Raw genomic sequence first — 19,220 nt, forward strand, 5'->3', positions numbered from 1 at the left:
CTACTCCGCGTCGACATCTCTGACGGGAAGGATTCTAAAGGGTGAACGGACGGTGACCCTCGTCCGACGAGGCTCAGCCCTCGGGCGGAGCGACGGACGTCTGCGCCGGGACCTCGTCCTGCGCCAGCAGGCCCACGGGGCAGGTGTAGCCGTTGGGGCCGTGGTTGCAGTAGCCGCCAGGGTTCTTGTGGAGGTACTGCTGGTGGTAGTCCTCGGCGTAGTAGAACGGACCCGCCTCGGAGGCAGGGCGCAACTCGGTGACGATCGGCCCGTGGCCCGCGGCCGCGAGGACCTCCGCGAACGCGTCCCGGGTCGCCAGCGCGGCCCGCTTCTGCTCCTCGGTGGTCCAGTAGATCGCCGAGCGGTACTGCGTCCCGATGTCGTTGCCCTGGCGGTTCGCGGTGGTCGGGTCGTGGTTCTCCCAGAAGGCGCGCAGCAGCGTCTCGGGATCCGTCCGGCGACGGTCGTATACGACGAGGACGGCCTCGGTATGGCCCGTGCGCCCACTGCAGACCTCGCGGTAGGTCGGGTTGGGCGTGCTGCCGCCCTGGTAGCCAGCCGCGGTGGTCACGACGCCGGGCAGCTGCCAGAAGATGCGCTCGGCACCCCAGAAGCAGCCCATGGCCACCGTCATCACCTCGGTGCCCTCGGGCCACGGCTCGTGCATCGACGTGCCGAGCACGGTATGCCGCTCAGGGATGTCGGGCAGCGGGGTCGGGCGTCCGGGGAGGGTGCCGTGCGTGAACATCACCCCATTCTCCCACGCCCGGTGGCGGAGGAGACCCTGCCCGGGGGCGGCTGCGCTCAGGGGTCCTCGCGCTGCTCGCCCGCGCGCTTGAAATCGACTCTGGGGCGCTCCGCGGCTAGACTACGTGGTCGATCCACGGTCCGGGCCTCGTGCCCGGACCGTGTGTTTGGGGCAGGGGCATCCCTTCAGCGACGCCCGGCCCGACGCACGATCGCAGGTCGGCGGCCCGACGCCCTGACCCCGCGACGCACCCCAAGGAGTAACGACGTGACCGAGACCGCAGCAGCCAGCTACCTGACCCAGGAGGCCTACGACCGCCTCCAGTCCGAGTTGACCCAGCTCAAGGGCGAGGGTCGCTCCGAGATCAGCAAGCGCATCGAGGCCGCCCGTGACGAGGGCGACCTCAAGGAGAACGGCGGCTACCACGCGGCCAAGGAGGAGCAGGGCAAGATGGAGGCCCGCATCCGCCAGCTCGAGCACCTGCTCGAGAACGCCGTGGTCGGTTCCGCCCCGACCCAGTCCGGTGTGGTGGAGCCGGGAACCGTCGTCACCGTCGAGATGTTCGGTGACACCGAGACCTTCCTGCTGGGCTCGCGGGAGATCATCGCCGACGACAGCGACCTGGACGTCTACAGCGAGCAGTCGCCGTTGGGCGCGGCCCTGCTGGGCGCCAAGACGGGCGACACCGTGAGCTACGAGGCCCCCAACGGGAGCACCGTCGAGGTCAAGGTCGTCGAGGCGACGCCCTACCAGGCCTGAGCGAGAGGGCCGAGCTCAGACCGAGCCCACCCGTCTCACCCGCGCGGTGACTCGTCGGCATACCAGCACTCGTCGACGTAGCCGGTGATCGCCGGCGACGCCGTGCGCACCGACTCGACGTGTCGGCTCGGTGAGGTCCCCCCGGCGGGGACCTCGACCTCGGTCCGGCCGACGATGAGGTGGCTGTCGGCCTGCGCCTCCAGGCGGCACACCACGGCGCGATCGGGGTCGCGGCGCAGGTCGAAGCGGACGTCCACCTGGGTGTCCGACAGCACCTCGTGCCCGGTGTCCACCCAGTGGACCCGGCCCAGCGTCGCGGCCGCGCCCCACCAGATCGCCAGCGCACTCATGACGACCACGGCGGCGGTGCCGATCAGCCACCAGCGACGGCTGCCCCGAGACGGGGCGGTCTCGGCCGCTTCCTCGAGCGCGTCCCAGTCGGTCACGTGCGGTGGCCCTCCGGTCGGGTGAGAGAATGGATGGGTGCCCGGTCGGGCACCACCACCATTGTCCGGTATGCCCCGGCGCGCGTGAGCGCCGGTCCGCGCCGGGCGCCGGGACGAGGAAGGATGCGAAGTCGGATGACAGCCAGCGGGTTGCGACTCATGGCGGTGCATGCGCACCCGGACGACGAGTCCAGCAAGGGTGCCGCGACGACGGCGCACTACGTGGCCGAGGGCGTGGACGTCCGGGTCGTCTCCTGCACGGGCGGTGAGCGGGGAGACATCCTCAACGAGAAGCTCAAGGCCGATCCCCACATCCAGCGCGACATCGCGCAGGTGCGCCGGGACGAGATGGACCGCGCGGCGCAGATCCTCGGCGTGAGCCACACCTGGCTGGGCTTCGTGGACTCCGGTCTGCCCGAGGGCGACCCGCTGCCGCCGCTGCCGGAGGGCTGCTTCGCCCTGGAGCCGGTGGAGGTCACGACCGAGGCGCTGGTGCGGGTCATCCGGGAGTTCCGTCCGCACGTCCTCACGACGTACGACGAGAACGGCGGCTACCCGCACCCCGACCACATCATGACCCACACCGTGACCATGGCCGCCTTCGAGGCGGCCGGCGACCCCACGGCATACCCGCACGCGGGTGCCCCCTGGCAACCGCTCAAGGTCTACTACTCCGCCTGGGCGCCCGAGCGGATGATCCGGCTCGACGAGGCCATGGTGGCGGCCGGTCACGAGCCGCCCTTCGCCGACTGGCGCAAGCACCTCGGCCAGCGGCCGCGTCGGGTCATCACCACGCGCATACCCTGCGGCGATCACTTCTCCGTCCGCGACGACGCGTTGCGGGCGCACGCGACGCAGGTCGACCCGGAGGGGCCGTGGTTCCGCGTGCCCCTGGAGATCCAGCAGGAGGTCTGGCCGACCGAGGAGTACGAGCTGGCGCGCTCGCTGGTGCCCGCGTCGGTGCCGGAGGACGACCTCTTCGCCGGGCTGCGGTCGCTGGACGCCGACCAGCTGGACCAGCTCTGCCGAGGGGTCCACGAGCGGGACGCGGCCGGCGAGCTCGTGCTGGCGCACCGCGGCGACCCGCCGCTCCCCCCGGTGGAGCAGGACGGCGCGGCGTCGGCGGGCGACGCCGGGTCGGGCGGTGATGGCGATGCGGACGGCGACGGGCGTGATGACGTGCGTCGCGGCGAGGGGCACGACACGTGAACAGCACCGGGGTCGAGATCACGGCGGGACTGGGCGGCTTCCTCGTCCTCTTCGGGCTGGCCCTGGCCGTGTGGTTCCTGGGCCGTGACCTGACGCGGCGCCTGCGCCGCATGCGCGCCGCCGAGGACCGTCGCCGGGAGCAGGAGTGCTCTCGTCAGGATGCCGCCTCGCCCCGCAGGGACGCTCGCCCCGATCAGGAGAGCCGGGCCGAGCGAGGCGCCCGGAACGAGTCGGACACCCGACCCGACCAGGACGAAGACCCGATCGGCTAGACCCCCACCGGGCGTCGCGAGTGGTTGACTTCCGGCTCGCCCGTCAGGCGACGACCGGCCCCGCCGTGACGCTGAGGTAGGCCGCAGCCCAGTGCGCCGCGAAGGCGGCGATCGTGCAGGCGTGGAAGATCTCGTGGAAGCCGAACCAGCGCGGCGAGGGGTTGGGGCGCCGGGTGCCGTAGACGACGGCGCCGAGGGTGTAGAGCAGCCCGCCGGTGATGATGAGCGCCACGATGAGGGGCCCGCCGTGCTGCCACAGGGGCACGAGGTAGAACACCGCGACCCATCCCAGGGCGACGTAGACGACGGTGTAGAGCCAGCGCGGCGCGCCGACCCAGAAGACGCGGAAGAGCACACCCGCGAGCGCCCCGCTCCACACCACCCAGAGCAGCACCCGGCCCTGCGACTCCGGCAGGAGCAGCACCGCGAAGGGGGTGTAGGTGCCCGCGATGATGAGGAAGATGTTGGCGTGGTCCCAGCGCTTGAGCACCCTGGCGACCCCGGGGCTCCAGCGGCCACGGTGGTAGAGCGCGGAGGTGCCGAAGAGCAGCACCGCGGTGAGCCCGAAGACGAAGGCCGCGGTCCGCGCCGAGGAGCCCTGGGCCAGGGCGACGAGGACGGCGGCGGCGGCGATGGAGACCGGGACCATCGCGAGGTGGAGCCAACCGCGCAGGTGCGGCTTGACCTGCTCCACGAGCGAGGTGAGCTGGCTGCTCTCATCGGACGACACGGGAGATGAAGGCATGCCCCCAGGATAACCTACGCAACCGTAGGTTACGACAGCGTAGGTTTACCTGACTCCGGTGGCGGTGCTGCCGCCGGGCTCGCAGGGTGGGGCCAGGAGCGCCGGGTAGGTTGTGGCCATGCAGACGCCGCGGGACCTGGTCTACCGGGCCTACACCTCATCGCTGCGGCGGCACCTGCCCAGCGAGCGGCTGCCGCGGCACATCGGCGTCATGCTCGACGGCAACCGGCGCTGGGCCCGGCAGCGGGGGGCGGGCTCGGCCGAGGGGCATCGCGCCGGCGCCGACAACATCGCCCCCTTCCTGGGGTGGTGCGAGGAGGCGGGGGTCGAGGTGGTGACCCTGTGGTTGCTGTCGACGGACAACCTCAACCGCCCTGCGCCCGAGCTCGAGCCTCTGCTGTCGATCATCGAGGAGGTCGTCGAGGACCTGGCCGGGCTGCGGCGGTGGCGGATGCGGGTCGTGGGGGCGCTCGACCTCCTCCCCGGCGACACCGCCCCCCGGCTCACCGCTGCCGCGGCCAGCACCGAGGACGTCCCCGGCCTGGTCGTCAACGTCGCCATCGGCTACGGCGGTCGTCGCGAGATCGCCGACGCCGTGCGGTCGATGCTGCGCGAGGCCACCGAGCGCGGCGACCGGCTGGAGGACCTGGCGGACTCGGTCACCGTCGAGGACATCGCGGCCCACCTCTACACGCGCGGCCTGCCCGACCCGGACCTGGTCATCCGCACCTCCGGGGAGCAGCGCCTCGGTGGCTTCCTGCTGTGGCAGAGCGCCCACAGCGAGTTCTACTTCTGCGAGGCCTACTGGCCCGACTTCCGCAAGGTGGACTTCCTCCGGGCGCTGCGCGTGTATGCCGAACGCGAGCGCCGTTTCGGGACCTGAGCGACACGCCGGGGGTGCGCGCAGGACCGGCGGGCGGAAGGCATACCGTCGGTGTCAGACGCGGGGCACCCTCGTCCCGCCGCTCTTGGTTGGGAGAGTCTGCATGAGCCTGAGCCCGTCCCTCGCCCCCTTCGACGGTCTGCCCGAGACAGGTCGCAAGACCTACGTCGTGGACACGTCGGTGCTCCTGTCCGACCCGCGGGCGCTGCTGCGCTTCGCCGAGCACGAGGTCGTGCTGCCGGTCGTGGTCATCAGTGAGCTGGAGGGCAAACGACACCACCCCGAGCTGGGCTACTTCGCCCGGCAGGCGCTGCGGATGCTGGACGACCTGCGGGTCACCCACGGCACGCTCAGCGAGCCCGTGCCGGTCGGCGATGCGGGGGGCAGCCTGCGCGTCGAGCTCAACCACACCGACGCGACCTCGCTACCCGCCGGCTTCCGCCTGGGTGACAACGACACGCGCATCCTCGCGGTGGCCAAGAACCTCTCCCGTGAGGGCAGCGACGTCACGATCGTGAGCAAGGACCTGCCGATGCGGGTCAAGGCCTCCGCCGTCGGCCTGGACGCGGAGGAGTACCGCGCCGAGCTGGCCGTGGACAGCGGGTGGACCGGGATGGCGGAGATCGAGGTCGACGACGCGCAGATGCAGGCGCTCTACGAGAGCGGGCGGCTGGAGCACCCGGCCGCCGACGAGCTGCGGATCCACACGGGGCTCACAGTCCTCGGGCCCTCGGGGAGCGCGCTCGGGCGGGTGGCGCCCGACCGGTCGATCCGTCTGGTGCGCGGTGATCGGGACGCATTCGGGCTGCACGGCCGCTCCGCGGAGCAGCGGATCGCGCTGGACCTGCTGCTCGACCCGGACGTGGGCATCATCAGCCTCGGTGGGCGCGCCGGCACGGGCAAGAGCGCGTTGGCGCTCTGCGCCGGGCTCGAGGCGGTCATGGAGCGGCGCCAGCACCGCAAGGTCATCGTCTTCCGCCCGTTGTATGCCGTCGGCGGCCAGGAGCTCGGCTATCTGCCCGGCAGCGAGAACGACAAGATGGGGCCCTGGGCACAGGCCGTCTTCGACACCCTCGGCGCCGTGGTGTCCAAGGAGGTGGTCGAGGAGATCCTCGACCGCGACATGATCGAGGTGCTGCCGCTCACCCACATCCGTGGACGCTCGCTGCACGACGCCTTCGTCATCGTCGACGAGGCGCAGAGCCTCGAGCGCAACGTGCTCCTCACCGTGCTCTCGCGGATCGGGCAGAGCTCGCGGGTGGTCCTCACCCACGACGTCGCCCAGCGCGACAACCTCAGGGTCGGGCGGCACGACGGTGTCGCGGCCGTGATCGAGGCGCTCAAGGGGCACCCGCTTTTCGCGCACGTCACCCTGACTCGATCGGAGCGCAGCCCGATCGCGGCGCTGGTGACGGAGATGCTCGAGGGGTCCGAGAGTCTCCTGTGACAGCAGAGGCGGCACTCTAGCGCGACGACGGGGCGAGGCGGCGACGCCTCGCCCCCGCGTCGTGTGACCTTCGCCACGTCTGGGCTCAGGAGTTTGACGCAACGGGGGCTGGGCAGGCACGGTAGTTGAGCAAGATCACGAAATGGTAACGCCGCCATGTCCGGCCGGTCCCTGAACGATCGCCGGAAGCCGTGTCCCTCGGTGTCCCCCGTGCGGCGACGCCAGCCAAGTGAGGAAGACCTGCCATGACCCATGCCCCGATGACCGACGACGCCCCGCAGGCCCGCCACGCGCGCGGTCGGCGCCTGTCGCCCGCTGCGACCGCCGTGACCGCCTCGATCGCGGCGGGCTCGCTGGCCCTGGCTGCCTACGCCGCGACGGCCGGCCCCGGTGAGGCCGACGTGGCGTCCACCGACGCGCTGCGCGCCTCGGTGGGCCAGCTCTCCCCGACCGTGGCCGCCGACGCGGTGGCCAGCCTCAGCACGAGCGCTGCCACCGACTCGACCGGTGTGCTCGCCCAGATGCGCGAGGTGCGCGAGGAGCAGACCACCGCAGCCCTCGGTGTCTCCACCGGCATCCTCGACGAGAGCCTGTCCACCCTGCGCGCGCAGTCGGAGTCGATCCAGCAGGAGAAGGCGCAGGAGCGGCAGGAAGCGGCGGAGAAGGCCGAGCGCGAGGCTGCGGAGAAGGCCGCGGCCGAGCGTGCGGAGGCCGAGGCTGCCGAGCGCGCGGCCGCAGAGGAGTCGGCGTCGCGTTCGAGCGAGCGTTCCTCGAGCGCCGCGCAGGCCCAGTCGCAGCCGGAGCCCGAGCCGCAGCCGGAGCCGGAGTCGCAGCCGCAGCCGGCCGCCCCGGTCGCCCCGGTCGCCTCCGGCGACTCCCGCTCCATCGCCCAGTCCATGCTCGGCAGCTACGGCTGGGGCATGGACCAGTGGAGCTGCCTCGACTCCCTGTGGCAGAAGGAGTCCGGCTGGAACCACACCGCGATGAACCCCAGCTCCGGCGCCTACGGCATCCCGCAGTCCCTGCCCGGCAACAAGATGGCCAGCGCGGGGGCCGACTGGCAGACCAACCCGGCCACTCAGATCTCCTGGGGTCTGGGCTACATCTCCGGCCGCTACGGCTCGCCGTGCGCCGCCTGGGCGCACTCCCAGGCCGTGAACTGGTACTGAGCCGAACCCGCAGGCGTCCCTGACGTCCCTGGCATCGCCCCCGGTCGCGCCGCAGCCGGGGGTTTGTCATGCTCCCTCTCGTGCGCAACGACATCAAGGCCGAGAGCTCTCGTCGAGCACGTCAGGTCGCCGACCACCCCTGGTTGGAGACCCTCGCGCGCATCGGGTTCGCCGCCAGTGGACTGATCCACCTGGTCCTCGGCTGGATCGCCGGGCGGATCGCGCTCGGTGGTGGCGGTGAGGCCGACACCAGCGGGGCGATCGCGGTGGTGCGGGAGGCTCCTGGGGGCCCCTTCCTCCTGTGGTTCTGCGTGCTCGGCTTCGCCGCGCTGGCACTCTTCCAGCTGCTCGAGGGGATCGTCGGGGGCGGTGAGGCCTCGGACCGCGTCAAGGCGATCGGCAAGGGCCTGCTGTATGCCGCGCTCGCGGTCATCGCCACCCGCTTCGCCATGGGCGGCGGCAGTTCGGGCGGGCAGGAATCCAGCCAGGACATCACCGCCCGGCTGATGGAGATGCCGGGTGGACGCATCCTGGTGGGCCTCGTGGCCCTCGGCGTCATCGGTGTCGGTGGCTACCACGTCTACAAGGGCGTGACCAAGAAATTCCTCGAGGATCTCGAGGCCACCGGCGGCGGCTCGCTCGGCACCGGCGTCGTCGTCTCCGGAATGGTGGGGTATGCCGCCAAGGGAGTCGCGCTCCTCGTCGTCGGCGGGCTCTTCGGTCTCGCCGCGTGGCAGGCCGACCCGGACGAGGCCCAGGGCCTGGACGGCGCGCTCAAGACGCTCGCCAGTCAGCCCTTCGGCACGGTGCTGCTGCTCGTCGTCGCGGTCGGGCTGGCGCTCTACGGCGTCTACAGCTTCGCTCGCGCCCGCTACGCCCGGATGGACTGACCCGCTCTCCGTCGACGTGCCCACCGTCGGGACCGGCTCGGTCCGAGTCTTCGTCGACAACATGAGCAGCCGAAGGTGCCTGACTCGGGGTTCACAGCCCTGGAGCGAGGCACCTTCCGCTGCTCATGCGGGGTCGGGGCCGTCGGACACGCGGGCACCCCTGACGGGGGAGCAGGCTGCGACGAGCGTCGCGACGAGGAAGACGAGGGCGACGACGAGCAGGGCCACCCGCAGCTCGAGCGTCGAGGCGAGCACCCCGCCCAGCAGCGCCCCGACCACCGCGACGGACCGGTTGGCCGAGCGGCGGGAGGCATTGACCCGGCCGAGCAGCGCGCGCGGGGTGCAGGCCTGCCAGTAGCCCATCTCGTTGGGGTCCTCGACCCCGACGGCGAAGCCGTACAACACCTGGGTGAGGCAGAGAAAGGCGATCGTACCGACACGGCCCAGGTCGGGGGTGAGGGCCACGGCGGCCCAGGCGACGGCGCACAGGCCTCGGGCCACGATCATCACGTTCCCTTCGCCACGGCGCCGGCCCGCAGCCGGAGCCAGGAAGGCGCCCGCGAGGCCACCCACACCTGCCGCCGCGAGGACCAGGCCATAGCCCGTCGCGGTGACCTCGAGGTCACGCAGCACGAAGAGTCCGAGGACGGTCAGGGCGAGGCTGTTGGCGAGGAACCAGACGTGGGTGGAGACCGCGAGTGGCGCCAGGGTCCGGTGCCCGTAGATGAAGCGCAGGCCCGTGACGATCTCTCCGCCGATCGCGCGCCGCGGCTGCGGCTCGGGAGCGGTCTCCTCCACCGGCAGCCGGCTCACGAGCACCGCCGCGACGATGCGCGCGACCCCGCCCAGCACGAAGGCCGAGGAGACTCCGGCGGCGGCGACGAGAGCTCCCGCCAGCGGCGGGCCACCCGTCTGCGCCACGGTCGTCGACTGACCCAGCCGGGCGTTGGCGTCCACCAAGGAGGACCGGGGGACCAAGTCGGGGAGGATCGACTGCTCGGCCGCCGCCGCGAAGACCGCGAACGTCCCGGCGACGAGGACGAGGGCGACCACACGCCATACCGTCAGCAGGTCCAGCCACCAGAGCCCGGCCAGGAGCAGCAGCACCATCCCGCGCCCGAGGTGGGTGACCACGAGCAGGGGGCGCCGGCGCCACCGGTCCACGAGAGCGCCGACGAGCAGCCCGACGACGAGGTACGGCACGAACTGGGCGGCCCGGACGACCCCGACCTCCACCTCGCTGGCCCCGAGCGAGGAGATGACGAGGACGTCGAGGCCGAGCGTGGTCATCGCCAGCGCCAGGGAGGCGAGGGACGTGGCGGTCCAGTAGGGCCAGAAGGCCCGGGGGAGCGGCATTTGGCTGCTCAGAGGCGGCGCAGTCGCACCCGGTCGACGCTGTGGTCGGCCCCCTTGAGCAGCACCAGGGTGGCCCGGCTGCGGGTGGGCAGGATGTTGTCCACGAGATTGGGCGCGTTGATCGTGTCCCAGATGTTGCCCGCGATGTCGACCGCCGCGTCGTCGGTGAGCGAGGCATACCGGTGGAAGTGCGACTCGGGGTCGGCGAAGGCGGTGCGGCGCAGCTCGAGGAAGCGATCGACATACCATCGCTTGATGTCGCCGACGTGGGCGTCGACGTAGACGGAGAAGTCGAAGAAGTCGCTCACCGCCAGCCCGGCGCCGCCGTTCTCGTGCGAGCGTGGCGGCTGGAGCACGTTGAGCCCCTCGACGATGAGCACGTCCGGGCGCCGCACGACGATCTTCTCGCCCTCGACGATGTCGTAGACCAGGTGGCTGTAGACCGGCGCCGTGACCTCGGCCTTGCCCGCCTTGACCTCGCTGACGAAGCGCAGCAGCGCCCGCCGGTCGTAGGACTCCGGGAAGCCCTTGCGCGCCATGAGGTTGCGCTTGTCGAGGACATGGTTGGGGAAGAGGAAGCCGTCGGTGGTGACGAGATCGACCTGCGGCTCGGACTCCCACCGGGAGATGAGCTCGCGCAGGATGCGCGCCGTCGTCGACTTGCCCACGGCCACCGACCCGGCGACCCCGATGATGAAGGGCGCGCGCTCGTGGCCCTCGTCGAGGAAGTCGCTGGTGACGTGGTGCAGGCGCGCGATGGCCCGCTCGTAGAACGACAGCAGCCGGCTGATCGGCAGATAGACCTGCTCGACCTCCGCGAGGTCGAGGCGCTCACCCAGACCGCGCAGCCGTTCGACGTCGTCGGCGTCCAGGCGCATCGGGTGCTCCTCGCGCAACCGCGCCCAGTCGCCGCGATCCAGCTCCACGTAGGGCGAGGGGATGGCAGCGCTGCCGTGGGATCCCATGCAGGCATTGTGCCAAGACTGCTGGCCAGACCCGGCACGACACCGTCGGTGCGGCGGGTTCGGGCCGGGGGCGCCGCGCCCCGTACCCTGGGGCGCATGTGTGGAATCGTCGGGTACGTCGGCCCCGTGACCAGCGACAAGGCCCTGGGTGTCGTGATGGAGGGCCTGGGCCGGTTGGAGTACCGCGGCTACGACTCGGCGGGCATCGCCGTCGTCGAGGACGGCGGCGTCGAAACCCGCAAGCGCGCGGGCAAGCTGACCAACCTCGAGCAGGCGCTGACCGACGCGCCGCTCCCCGAGACGACGACGGCCATCGGCCACACGCGATGGGCGACCCACGGCGGTCCCACCGACGCCAACGCGCACCCGCACCGCGGCGGGCGGGACGGCAAGCTGGCCCTGGTGCACAACGGGATCATCGAGAACTTCCACGCGCTGAAGAGCAGCCTGGTGGACCAGGGCGTGGACTTCACCTCGGAGACCGACACCGAGGTCGTGGCCCACCTGGTCGAGCAGGCCTTCGCCGACAGCGGCGACCTCACCGACGCCATGCGCGAGGTCGTCGGCACCCTCCACGGCGCCTTCACCCTGCTGGCCGTGCACGCCGACCAGCCGCACGTGGTCGTCGGGGCCCGCCGCAACAGCCCGTTGGTCGTCGGGCTGGGCGAGGGGGAGAACTATCTCGGCTCCGACGTCGCGGCCTTCATCGGCCACACCCGACAGGCCCTCGAGCTGGGGCAGGACCAGATCGTCACGATCACCCCCGACAGCTATGCGGTCATCAACTTCGACGGCTCGCCCAGCGACGGCAAGGCCTACGAGGTGACCTGGGACGCCGCCGCCGCGGAGAAGAGCGGCTACGACACCTTCATGGAGAAGGAGATCCACGAGCAGCCGCACGCCGTCGCCGACACCCTCCTCGGCCGCACCGACGCCGAGGGCAACCTTGTGCTCGACGAGCTGCACATCCCGGTCGAGGAGCTCAAGGCCGTCACCAAGATCGTCATCGTCGCCTGCGGCACGGCCGCCTACGCCGGAATGGTCGCGAAGTACGCCATCGAGCGGTGGACCCGCATCCCCGTCGAGGTCGAGCTCGCCCACGAGTTCCGCTACCGCGACCCGGTCATCGACGAGCGCACCCTCGTGGTGTCGATCTCCCAGTCCGGCGAGACGATGGACACCCTCATGGCGGTGCGCCACGCCACGGAGTTGGGCGCCAAGACGGTCTCCATCTGCAACACCCACGGCTCGACCATCCCGCGGGAGTCCGACGCCGTGCTCTACACCCACGCCGGCCCCGAGATCGCCGTCGCCTCGACCAAGGCCTTCCTGGCCCAGATCACCGCGTCCTACATCCTCGGTCTCTACCTCACCTCGCTGCGCGGCGAGTCCTACGGCCGCAGCGCCGCCGAGATCATGGCCGAGCTGCACGGCATACCGGACCAGATCCAGCAGGTGCTCGACGGCATGGGGCGGGTGCAGGAGATCGCCTACTTCATGGCCGACTCCCGCTCGGTGCTCTTCCTCGGGCGGCACGTCGGCTTCCCGGTCGCGATGGAGGGCGCGCTCAAGCTCAAGGAGCTGGCCTACATCCACGCCGAGGGCTTCGCCGCCGGTGAGCTCAAGCACGGGCCGATCGCGCTCATCGAGCCGGGGCAGCCGGTCTTCATCGTGGTGCCCTCACCGGACAGCGAGCACGGGCTGCACGGCAAGGTGGTCTCCAACATCCAGGAGATCCGCGCGCGCGGTGCCCGCACCCTGGTCATCGCGGAGGAGGGCGACGAGGACGTCACCCCCTTCGCCGACGAGGTGATCCGGGTGCCCCGCACCTCGCCGCTGCTCGCCCCGCTGCTCACGGTCGTGCCGCTGCAGGTCTTCGCGCTGCACCTGTCGACCGCCAAGGGCCTGGACGTCGACCAGCCGCGCAACCTCGCCAAGTCGGTCACCGTCGAGTAGGCCGGGACGCACCACGGTGACGGGCACAGCCGCATGATCGTCGGGGTCGGGATCGACGTGGTCGACATCGCGCGCTTCACCGCGCGGCTGGAGGCCAACGAACGTCTCGGGAGACGCCTGTTCACCGAGGACGAGCTGGGGCTGCGGCCGGAGTCGATGGCGGCCCGCTTCGCCGCCAAGGAGGCTCTGGCCAAGGCGCTCGGCGCACCGGTCGGGCTGCGGTGGACCGACGCCACGGTGGTGCGTGCGACCGACGGTCGCCCGCACCTGGTCGTCTCCGGCACCGTCGCCGCCCGCGCCGAGGCGCTCGGGGTCGACCGCTTCCACCTCTCGCTCTCGCACGACGCCGGGGTCGCCTCCGCGGTCGTGATCGCCGAGGGTGAGCCCGCCGTCCCGTCCACGATCGAAGGAGACTGACATGCTGCAGGGGTATGCCGTCGCGGACGTCCGCGCGGCCGAGGACCGGCTGGTCGAGCGCGCGGGTCTGGCGGACGGTGAGCTCATGCAGCGAGCCGCCGGCGGGCTCGCCGAGGTGGTGGGTGAGCGGGCGGCCGAGCTCGGCGTCAGCCGGGTGGTCGTGCTGGCCGGCCCCGGCCACAACGGGGGCGACGTCCTCCACGCCGCGGCGCTGCTCGGCGGCGACGGGGCCGAGGCCGACCTCGTGGTCGAGGTGGTCGGGGTGGCCCCGGAGCTGCATGCGAAGGGGCGCGCGGCCGCCGAGGCCGCCGGCATCACGATCCACGACGTCGCTCCTGACGCCGACCCCCTGCCCGATCAGGCCGGTGCGGTCCTCGCCGGGGCCGAGCTCGTCGTCGACGGGCTGCTCGGGATCGGTGGCCGGCCCGGCCTGCGGGGCGCGATGCGGGGCGTGGTCGAGGCGGTGCCGGACACGGCATACCTCCTCGCGGTGGACCTGCCCAGCGGCGCCGACCCGGACGGTCTCGCCCCGCTGGAGCACGCGGTCTTCGCGGACGAGACGGTGACCTTCGGGGTGCTCAAGCCGGTGCACCTGCTGCCGGAGACCGAGCCCGCGGTGGGGCGGCTCACGACCGTCGACATCGGTCTCGACCTGGGCGAGGTCGTCCCGGTCGTGGAGCGACTGGAGCCCACCGACGTGGTGGGGCTGTGGCCGGTGCCGGGCCCGACCGACGACAAGTACCGCCGCGGTGTGCTCGGGATGAGCGCCGGCAGCGAGGAGTATCCCGGTGCGGCGGTGCTGTGCGCCACGGCGGCGCTGGGCGCGGGGGTCGGGATGATCCGCTACGTCGGGCCGCAGCGGCCGCAGGACCTCGTGCTGCAGGCGTGCCCGGAGGTGGTCATCGGCCAGGGCCGCATCCAGGCGATGCTCATCGGCCCGGGGGTCCCGGTGAAGGGTCACGAGACGGCCGACCGGAGGCAGGCGCAGTGGTTCCGGCAGGCGCTGGCCAGCGACCTGCCGTCGGTGGTGGACGCGGGGGCGCTGGAGCTGCTCGCCAGCTGGCAGCGCAGCGGCCACCGGCGCTGCGAGTCGCCCACGCTCCTCACCCCGCACGCCGGGGAGCTCGCGCGGTTGCTGAACGGGCTGGAGGGCGGCGAGGTCACCCGGGCGCAGGTCGAGGCCGACCGCGTCGGCTATGCCCGGAGGGCCGCCGCGGCGACTGGCGCCGTCGTGCTGCTCAAGGGGGCGACGACGCTGGTCGTCGACCCGGATCCGGCGGTGCCGGTGCGGACCCAGGCGGACGCGCCGTGCTGGCTGGCGACGGCGGGGTCCGGCGACGTGCTCGCGGGCCTGTGCGGCGCGCTGCTCGCCTCGGGGGTGTCGCCGCGGGACACCGGGGCCCTCGGCGCCCTCGTCCACGGGTTGGCCGCGCACCGGGCGAACCCGGGCGGCCCGGTGCGGGCGCTCGCCGTGGCGCAAGCCCTCCCGGCCACCGTGGCCGCCCTGCTCGGTGTGTAGGTTGGGCCGCATGGAGCAGCGAGTTTCCCTGGTCACGCTGGGGGTCAGCGATCTGGACCGCGCGCGGGAGTTCTACCAGGCCCTCGGCTGGACGCCCGGGCCCTCGCCCGAGCACATCGTCTTCTTCCAGACCGGCGGCATGGTCGTCGCGCTCTGGGACCGCGCGGCGCTCGCCGTCGACTCGGGCATCGACATCGACGGCGACACCGACGAGACCCCGGGCAGTGGCGACGCCTGGGGCGGCAAGGTCGTGGGGATCAACGTGGCCAGCGCCGCCGAGGTCGACGAGCAGATCAAGGACGCCGAGGCGGCCGGCGCGACCATCCTGCGGCCGGCCTGCACGCGCTTCTGGGGCGGCTACTCCGGCGTGTTCACCGACGTCGACGGGCACGTCTGGGAGATCGCCTACAACCCCTTCTGGGAGGTCACCGACGACGGTCGGACGCTGCTCGGCGACGGTCGCGGCTGAGGTCCACCCGGCTCACCCCGCCCCCCTCCGACGAATTCGACCATGGGTTGTCGCGCCATGGCGCCAAAACCCATGGTCGAATTCCTCGGTCAGCTCTGGTCGACCCGGGTGCGCTGGATCATCACCGACAGGACCGCCGCGCCGAGGCAGAGCCCTCCGGCGAAGAGCCAGGCCAGGGTGTAGGTGCCCTGGGCGTCGCGCACCATCCCGGCGCCGGTCGCCGCGACGGCCGCCCCGAGCTGGTGGCTCGCGAAGACCCAGCCGAAGACCATCGGAGCGCGGTCGCCGAAGTGTTCCTGGCACAGCGTCACCGTCGGGGGCACGGTGGCGACCCAGTCCAGGCCGTAGAAGATGATGAAGGCCCACATGCTCGGCTGCACGTCCGGGCCGAGCAGCATGGGCAGGAACATCAGCGAGATGCCCCGCAGGGTGTAGTAGACCCCGAGCAGCAGCCGGGGGTCGACCCGGTCGGTGAGCCACCCGCTGGCCACCGTGCCGGCGATGTCGACCAGCCCGATGACGGCCAGCAGGCTCGCGGCAGCGGTCAGCGGCATGCCGTGGTCGTGCGCAGCGGGCACGAAGTGGGTGCCGACGAGGCCGTTGGTGGACGCGCCGCAGATCGCGAAGCCTCCCGCGAGGAGCCAGAAGGTACGGGTCCTGGCGGCATCACGCAGCGCGGTGACGGCGGCCAGGGCGGCGTTGCCGTGTCGCGCTGGCGGGGCGGGGGTCGGGTGCTCGGCGGTCGCGCCGTAGGCCTCCAGCCCGACGGCGTGCGGATGGTCACGGACCACGAGCGCGACGAGCGGCAGCACCAGCAGGGCCGCGCCGGCGACGACCAGCGCGGGCACGCGCCATCCGTAGCTGGTCGCCAGCCAGGCCACGGCCGGCAGGAAGACCAGCTGCCCGGTGGCGCCGGCGGCGGTGAGGATGCCGCTCACGAGGCCGCGGCGGGCGACGAACCAGCGGGACACCAGGGTCGCGACGAAGGCCATCGAGATCGAGCCCGCACCCAGGCCGACGACCACGCCCCAGAGCAGCCAGAGCTGCCACGGCTCGGTCATGAAGACGGTGAGCCCGCTGCCGGTCGCGAGCAGCAGCAGCGCCACGGTCAGCACCGGCCGGATCCCGAAGCGGTCCATGAGCGCCGCGGCGAAGGGGGAGAAGAGCCCGAAGAGCACGAGGTTGATCGAGACCGCCATCCCGATCGTGCCGTGCGACCAGCCGAACTCCGTGTGCAGCGGGTCGATGAGCACGCCCGGGACGGAGCGGAAGCCGGCAGCACCGACGATCGCGACGAAGCCGGCGAGCGCGACCCACCAGGCGCGGTGCACCCGCGGTGCGAGGGGGCCCGGGGTCCGGGTCACGGGGGAGGCGGGATGCGTCATACCAGCATGGTGCGGCACGACGGGGTTCCCACGCGAGTGGCTGGTATGCCGATATGTGTGAACTCTCGGCCATGAGGAAGCCTGGCGCCTCGCCGCGCGCCCACCAGGTGGCGGTGCTGTGCCTCCCACCCCTCATCGGCTATGACATGGCGATCGTGCCGCAGGTGCTCGGCGCCGCCCGCGACGCCTCGGGCGCCCCGCTCTACGACGTCCGGCTCTGCGGCCTCGAGCCCGGCCAGGTCGACACGCCCAAGGGGTATGCCGTGGTGCTGCCGCACGGTCCGCAGACGCTGGCCTGGGCCGAGACCGTCGTGGTGCCGGGGACGAGGATGCCGAGGCCAGGGCGGGGCGGGTCGACGCCGCGTTGCGCTCCGCCTGGGATCGGGTGCGTCCGGGCACGCGGATCGTCTCGATCTGCACCGGTGCCTTCGTGCTGGCCTCGCTCGGCATCCTGGACGGGCTCCGGGCCACGACGCACTGGGAGCATGCCGACGTCTTCGCCGAGCTCTTCCCCCAGGTCGATCTCGATCCGGGGGTGCTCTTCGTCGACGAGGGGGACGTGCTCACCTCCGCTGGACTGGGGGCAGGCGTCGACCTGTGCCTGCACCTCATCCGCCGCGACCACGGCATCGACGCGGCCAACGGGGCGGACCGCCTGAGGTCACGCATCCGTCACCGGAGCCACATTCGACCATGGGGTGTCGTGCCATGGCGGGACAACCCGTGGTCGAATTCGACGGTCGGGGCGGGTGTCCCTAGTGCTGGGGCCGGTTGAGCGCGCTGCACACGGCGTGCAGCGAGGCGCGCACCGTGGAGGCGTCGATGCCGACACCCCAGCGCACCTCGCCCTCGACGGCGCACTCGAGGTATGCCGCCGCGAGCGCGTCCTCGCCGGCCGACAGCGCGTGCTCGGCGTAGTCGAGCACGCGCACGTCGATCCCGATCTGGGTCAGGGCGTCGCAGAAGGCCGAGATGGGGCCGTTGCCGCTCCCGGTGATGGTGTGGTCCTGCCCGGCCACGGTGACGGTCGCCTCGAGCCGCACGTCGGCGGCGTCGCCCTCCACGTGGCTGCTGGTGAAGTCGTGCAGGACGACGGGGCCCTGCTGCTCGAGGTACTCGTGCTGGAAGGCGTCCCAGATCTGCGTCGGCGTCATCTCGCCACCCTCGGTGTCGGTGTGCTTCTGCACCGCGCCGCTGAACTCGATCTGCAGCCGCCGCGGCAGGTCCAGCTTGTGCTCGGTCTTCATGACGTAGGCGACGCCGCCCTTGCCGGACTGGCTGTTGACCCGGATGACCGCCTCGTAGGTGCGGCCGATGTCCTTGGGGTCGACCGGCAGGTAGGGCACCTCCCACCTGAAGTCGTCGACAGTCGTCTCCGCTGCGGAAGCGTCGCGCTCCATCGCCTCCAGGCCCTTCTTGATGGCGTCCTGGTGGCTGCCGGAGAAGGCGGTGAAGACGAGGTCGCCGCCGTACGGGTGGCGCTCGGGCACCTTGAGCTGGTTGCAGTGCTCCACGGTGCGCCGGATCTCGTCGATGTCGGAGAAGTCGATCATCGGGTCGACGCCCTGGCTGAAGAGGTTCATCCCCAGGGTCACCAGGCAGACGTTGCCGGTGCGCTCGCCGTTGCCGAAGAGGCACCCCTCGATCCGGTCCGCTCCGGCGAGATAACCCAGCTCGGCCGCGGCGACCCCCGTGCCCCGGTCGTTGTGCGGGTGCAGCGACAGGATGACGTGCTCGCGGTGGTGCAGGTTCCGGCTCATCCACTCGATGGAGTCGGCATACACGTTGGGGGTCGCCATCTCCACGGTCGCCGGGAGGTTGATGATGACCGGCGAGTCGGCAGTGGGGACGAAGACCTCCATGACCGCGTTGCAGACGCGGGCGGCGAACTCCAGCTCGGTGCCGGTGTAGGACTCGGGGGAGTACTCGTAGCTCACAGACGTCCCGGGAGGCAGCTGCTCCTCGTACTTCTTGCACGCGAGCGCGCCGCGGACCGCGATGTCGACGATCTCGTCCTCGGTGGCGTCGAAGACCACGCGCCGCTGCAGCGTCGAGGTCGAGTTGTAGAGGTGCACGATCGCCTGCTTCGCGCCGGCGATGGCCTCGTAGGTCCGCTCGATGAGGTGCTCGCGGGCCTGGGTGAGCACCTGGATGACGACGTCGTCCGGGATGAGGTCGTCCTCGATGAGCATCCGCACGAAGTCGAAGTCGGTCTGGCTCGCGGCGGGGAAGCCGACCTCGATCTCCTTGTAGCCCATCCGCACCAGCAGCTCGAACATCCGCCGCTTGCGGTCGGGCGTCATGGGGTCGATGAGCGCCTGGTTGCCGTCACGCAGGTCGACCGCGCACCAGCGCGGCGCCTCGGTGATGGTGCGGCCCGGCCAGGTACGGTCGGGGAGGTCGACCGCAGGGTATGCGGGGTAGCGGCTGATCGGCATACCGCTCGGCTGCTGGGGGTTGGCGTAGCGCGCCGCGCTGGTCGGCTGGGGGATGGTGATGCTCATGGGGCGGTCTTCCTCGCTGGGCTGGGGTGCTGGGCTGGTGTCCGGGGCAGCAGCGACTCCGCAGCGAGGGCCGGACCTAGG

The 19,220-nt window shown here is 71.9% G+C and carries 19 protein-coding genes; 12 read left to right on the forward strand and 7 right to left on the reverse strand.

Annotated elements, in window-relative coordinates:
- Positions 1-73 precede the first annotated feature (73 nt).
- Positions 74-748 carry a peptide-methionine (S)-S-oxide reductase MsrA gene (gene msrA / locus AC5PYY_RS07805; RefSeq protein ID WP_493899201.1) on the reverse strand — a complete coding sequence of 225 codons (675 nt, stop codon included), beginning with the start codon at positions 746-748 and terminating at the stop codon, positions 74-76.
- 267 nt (positions 749-1,015) lie between these two features.
- Between msrA and greA the strand changes: the two genes are divergently transcribed.
- The gene (greA, locus tag AC5PYY_RS07810; protein WP_493899202.1) at positions 1,016-1,507 is read left to right on the forward strand and encodes a transcription elongation factor GreA; all 492 of its coding nucleotides are present in this window, start codon (positions 1,016-1,018) and stop codon (positions 1,505-1,507) included.
- Positions 1,508-1,542: 35 nt separating this feature from the next.
- On the opposite strand, the gene AC5PYY_RS07815 is transcribed toward greA, so the two are convergent.
- Positions 1,543-1,953: a DUF4307 domain-containing protein gene (locus AC5PYY_RS07815; RefSeq protein ID WP_493899203.1), complete on the reverse strand. Its 411-nt coding sequence runs from the start codon at positions 1,951-1,953 to the stop codon at positions 1,543-1,545.
- A gap of 135 nt (positions 1,954-2,088) precedes the next feature.
- Here AC5PYY_RS07815 and mca point away from each other — a divergent pair, with 135 nt between their 5' ends.
- Together mca and AC5PYY_RS07825 are read left to right on the forward strand one after the other, a co-directional pair.
- A complete protein-coding gene (gene mca / locus AC5PYY_RS07820; protein WP_493899204.1) occupies positions 2,089-3,162 on the forward strand; it encodes a mycothiol conjugate amidase Mca in 1,074 nt (357 codons plus the stop codon).
- A complete protein-coding gene (locus tag AC5PYY_RS07825) occupies positions 3,159-3,434 on the forward strand; it encodes a hypothetical protein (RefSeq protein WP_493899205.1) in 276 nt (91 codons plus the stop codon). Before mca ends, AC5PYY_RS07825 begins: the two co-directional genes overlap by 4 nt.
- A 43-nt stretch (positions 3,435-3,477) precedes the next feature.
- Here AC5PYY_RS07825 and trhA read toward each other — a convergent pair whose 3' ends face one another.
- Positions 3,478-4,179, reverse strand: coding sequence for a PAQR family membrane homeostasis protein TrhA (gene trhA / locus AC5PYY_RS07830; RefSeq protein WP_493899206.1), 702 nt, complete (start codon positions 4,177-4,179; stop codon positions 3,478-3,480).
- A gap of 118 nt (positions 4,180-4,297) precedes the next feature.
- Between trhA and AC5PYY_RS07835 the strand changes: the two genes are divergently transcribed.
- From AC5PYY_RS07835 to AC5PYY_RS07850, 4 genes are all read left to right on the forward strand, one after another.
- Positions 4,298-5,062 carry an isoprenyl transferase gene (locus AC5PYY_RS07835; protein WP_493899207.1) on the forward strand — a complete coding sequence of 255 codons (765 nt, stop codon included), beginning with the start codon at positions 4,298-4,300 and terminating at the stop codon, positions 5,060-5,062.
- 103 nt (positions 5,063-5,165) lie between these two features.
- Positions 5,166-6,509 carry an RNA 5'-3' helicase PhoH2 gene (gene phoH2 / locus AC5PYY_RS07840; protein ID WP_493899208.1) on the forward strand — a complete coding sequence of 448 codons (1,344 nt, stop codon included), beginning with the start codon at positions 5,166-5,168 and terminating at the stop codon, positions 6,507-6,509.
- Positions 6,510-6,754: 245 nt separating this feature from the next.
- Positions 6,755-7,678 carry an aggregation-promoting factor C-terminal-like domain-containing protein gene (locus tag AC5PYY_RS07845; protein WP_493899209.1) on the forward strand — a complete coding sequence of 308 codons (924 nt, stop codon included), beginning with the start codon at positions 6,755-6,757 and terminating at the stop codon, positions 7,676-7,678.
- 80 nt (positions 7,679-7,758) lie between these two features.
- The gene (locus AC5PYY_RS07850) at positions 7,759-8,568 is read left to right on the forward strand and encodes a DUF1206 domain-containing protein (RefSeq protein ID WP_493899210.1); all 810 of its coding nucleotides are present in this window, start codon (positions 7,759-7,761) and stop codon (positions 8,566-8,568) included.
- Between the two features lie 123 nt (positions 8,569-8,691).
- Here AC5PYY_RS07850 and AC5PYY_RS07855 read toward each other — a convergent pair whose 3' ends face one another.
- Both AC5PYY_RS07855 and coaA read right to left on the reverse strand, forming a co-directional pair.
- A complete protein-coding gene (locus AC5PYY_RS07855; RefSeq protein WP_493899211.1) occupies positions 8,692-9,924 on the reverse strand; it encodes an MFS transporter in 1,233 nt (410 codons plus the stop codon).
- An 8-nt stretch (positions 9,925-9,932) separates the two neighbouring features.
- Positions 9,933-10,889, reverse strand: a complete 957-nt coding sequence (gene coaA, locus AC5PYY_RS07860) for a type I pantothenate kinase (protein WP_493899212.1) — start codon at positions 10,887-10,889, stop codon at positions 9,933-9,935.
- Between the two features lie 96 nt (positions 10,890-10,985).
- Here coaA and glmS point away from each other — a divergent pair, with 96 nt between their 5' ends.
- The 4 genes from glmS to AC5PYY_RS07880 are packed head-to-tail and all read left to right on the forward strand — an operon-like array spanning position 10,986 to position 15,250.
- Positions 10,986-12,845 carry a glutamine--fructose-6-phosphate transaminase (isomerizing) gene (glmS, locus tag AC5PYY_RS07865; RefSeq protein WP_493899213.1) on the forward strand — a complete coding sequence of 620 codons (1,860 nt, stop codon included), beginning with the start codon at positions 10,986-10,988 and terminating at the stop codon, positions 12,843-12,845.
- 33 nt (positions 12,846-12,878) lie between these two features.
- Positions 12,879-13,262, forward strand: a complete 384-nt coding sequence (locus AC5PYY_RS07870) for a holo-ACP synthase (RefSeq protein ID WP_493899214.1) — start codon at positions 12,879-12,881, stop codon at positions 13,260-13,262.
- 1 nt (position 13,263) lies between these two features.
- Complete coding sequence (locus AC5PYY_RS07875; protein ID WP_493899215.1) at positions 13,264-14,781, forward strand: bifunctional ADP-dependent NAD(P)H-hydrate dehydratase/NAD(P)H-hydrate epimerase; 1,518 nt, start codon at positions 13,264-13,266, stop codon at positions 14,779-14,781.
- A 10-nt stretch (positions 14,782-14,791) separates the two neighbouring features.
- Complete coding sequence (locus tag AC5PYY_RS07880) at positions 14,792-15,250, forward strand: VOC family protein (protein ID WP_493899216.1); 459 nt, start codon at positions 14,792-14,794, stop codon at positions 15,248-15,250.
- A gap of 89 nt (positions 15,251-15,339) precedes the next feature.
- Here AC5PYY_RS07880 and AC5PYY_RS07885 read toward each other — a convergent pair whose 3' ends face one another.
- The gene (locus AC5PYY_RS07885) at positions 15,340-16,635 is read right to left on the reverse strand and encodes an MFS transporter (protein ID WP_493899217.1); all 1,296 of its coding nucleotides are present in this window, start codon (positions 16,633-16,635) and stop codon (positions 15,340-15,342) included.
- A 385-nt stretch (positions 16,636-17,020) separates the two neighbouring features.
- Between AC5PYY_RS07885 and AC5PYY_RS07890 the strand changes: the two genes are divergently transcribed.
- Positions 17,021-17,410 carry a DJ-1/PfpI family protein gene (locus AC5PYY_RS07890; RefSeq protein WP_493899218.1) on the forward strand — a complete coding sequence of 130 codons (390 nt, stop codon included), beginning with the start codon at positions 17,021-17,023 and terminating at the stop codon, positions 17,408-17,410.
- On the opposite strand, the gene leuA is transcribed toward AC5PYY_RS07890, so the two are convergent.
- A complete protein-coding gene (gene leuA, locus AC5PYY_RS07895; RefSeq protein WP_493899219.1) occupies positions 17,391-19,139 on the reverse strand; it encodes a 2-isopropylmalate synthase in 1,749 nt (582 codons plus the stop codon). The genes AC5PYY_RS07890 and leuA overlap by 20 nt on opposite strands.
- Positions 19,140-19,220: the final 81 nt, after the last annotated feature.

The organism is Serinicoccus sp. JS2-9 (genome assembly GCF_059025165.1).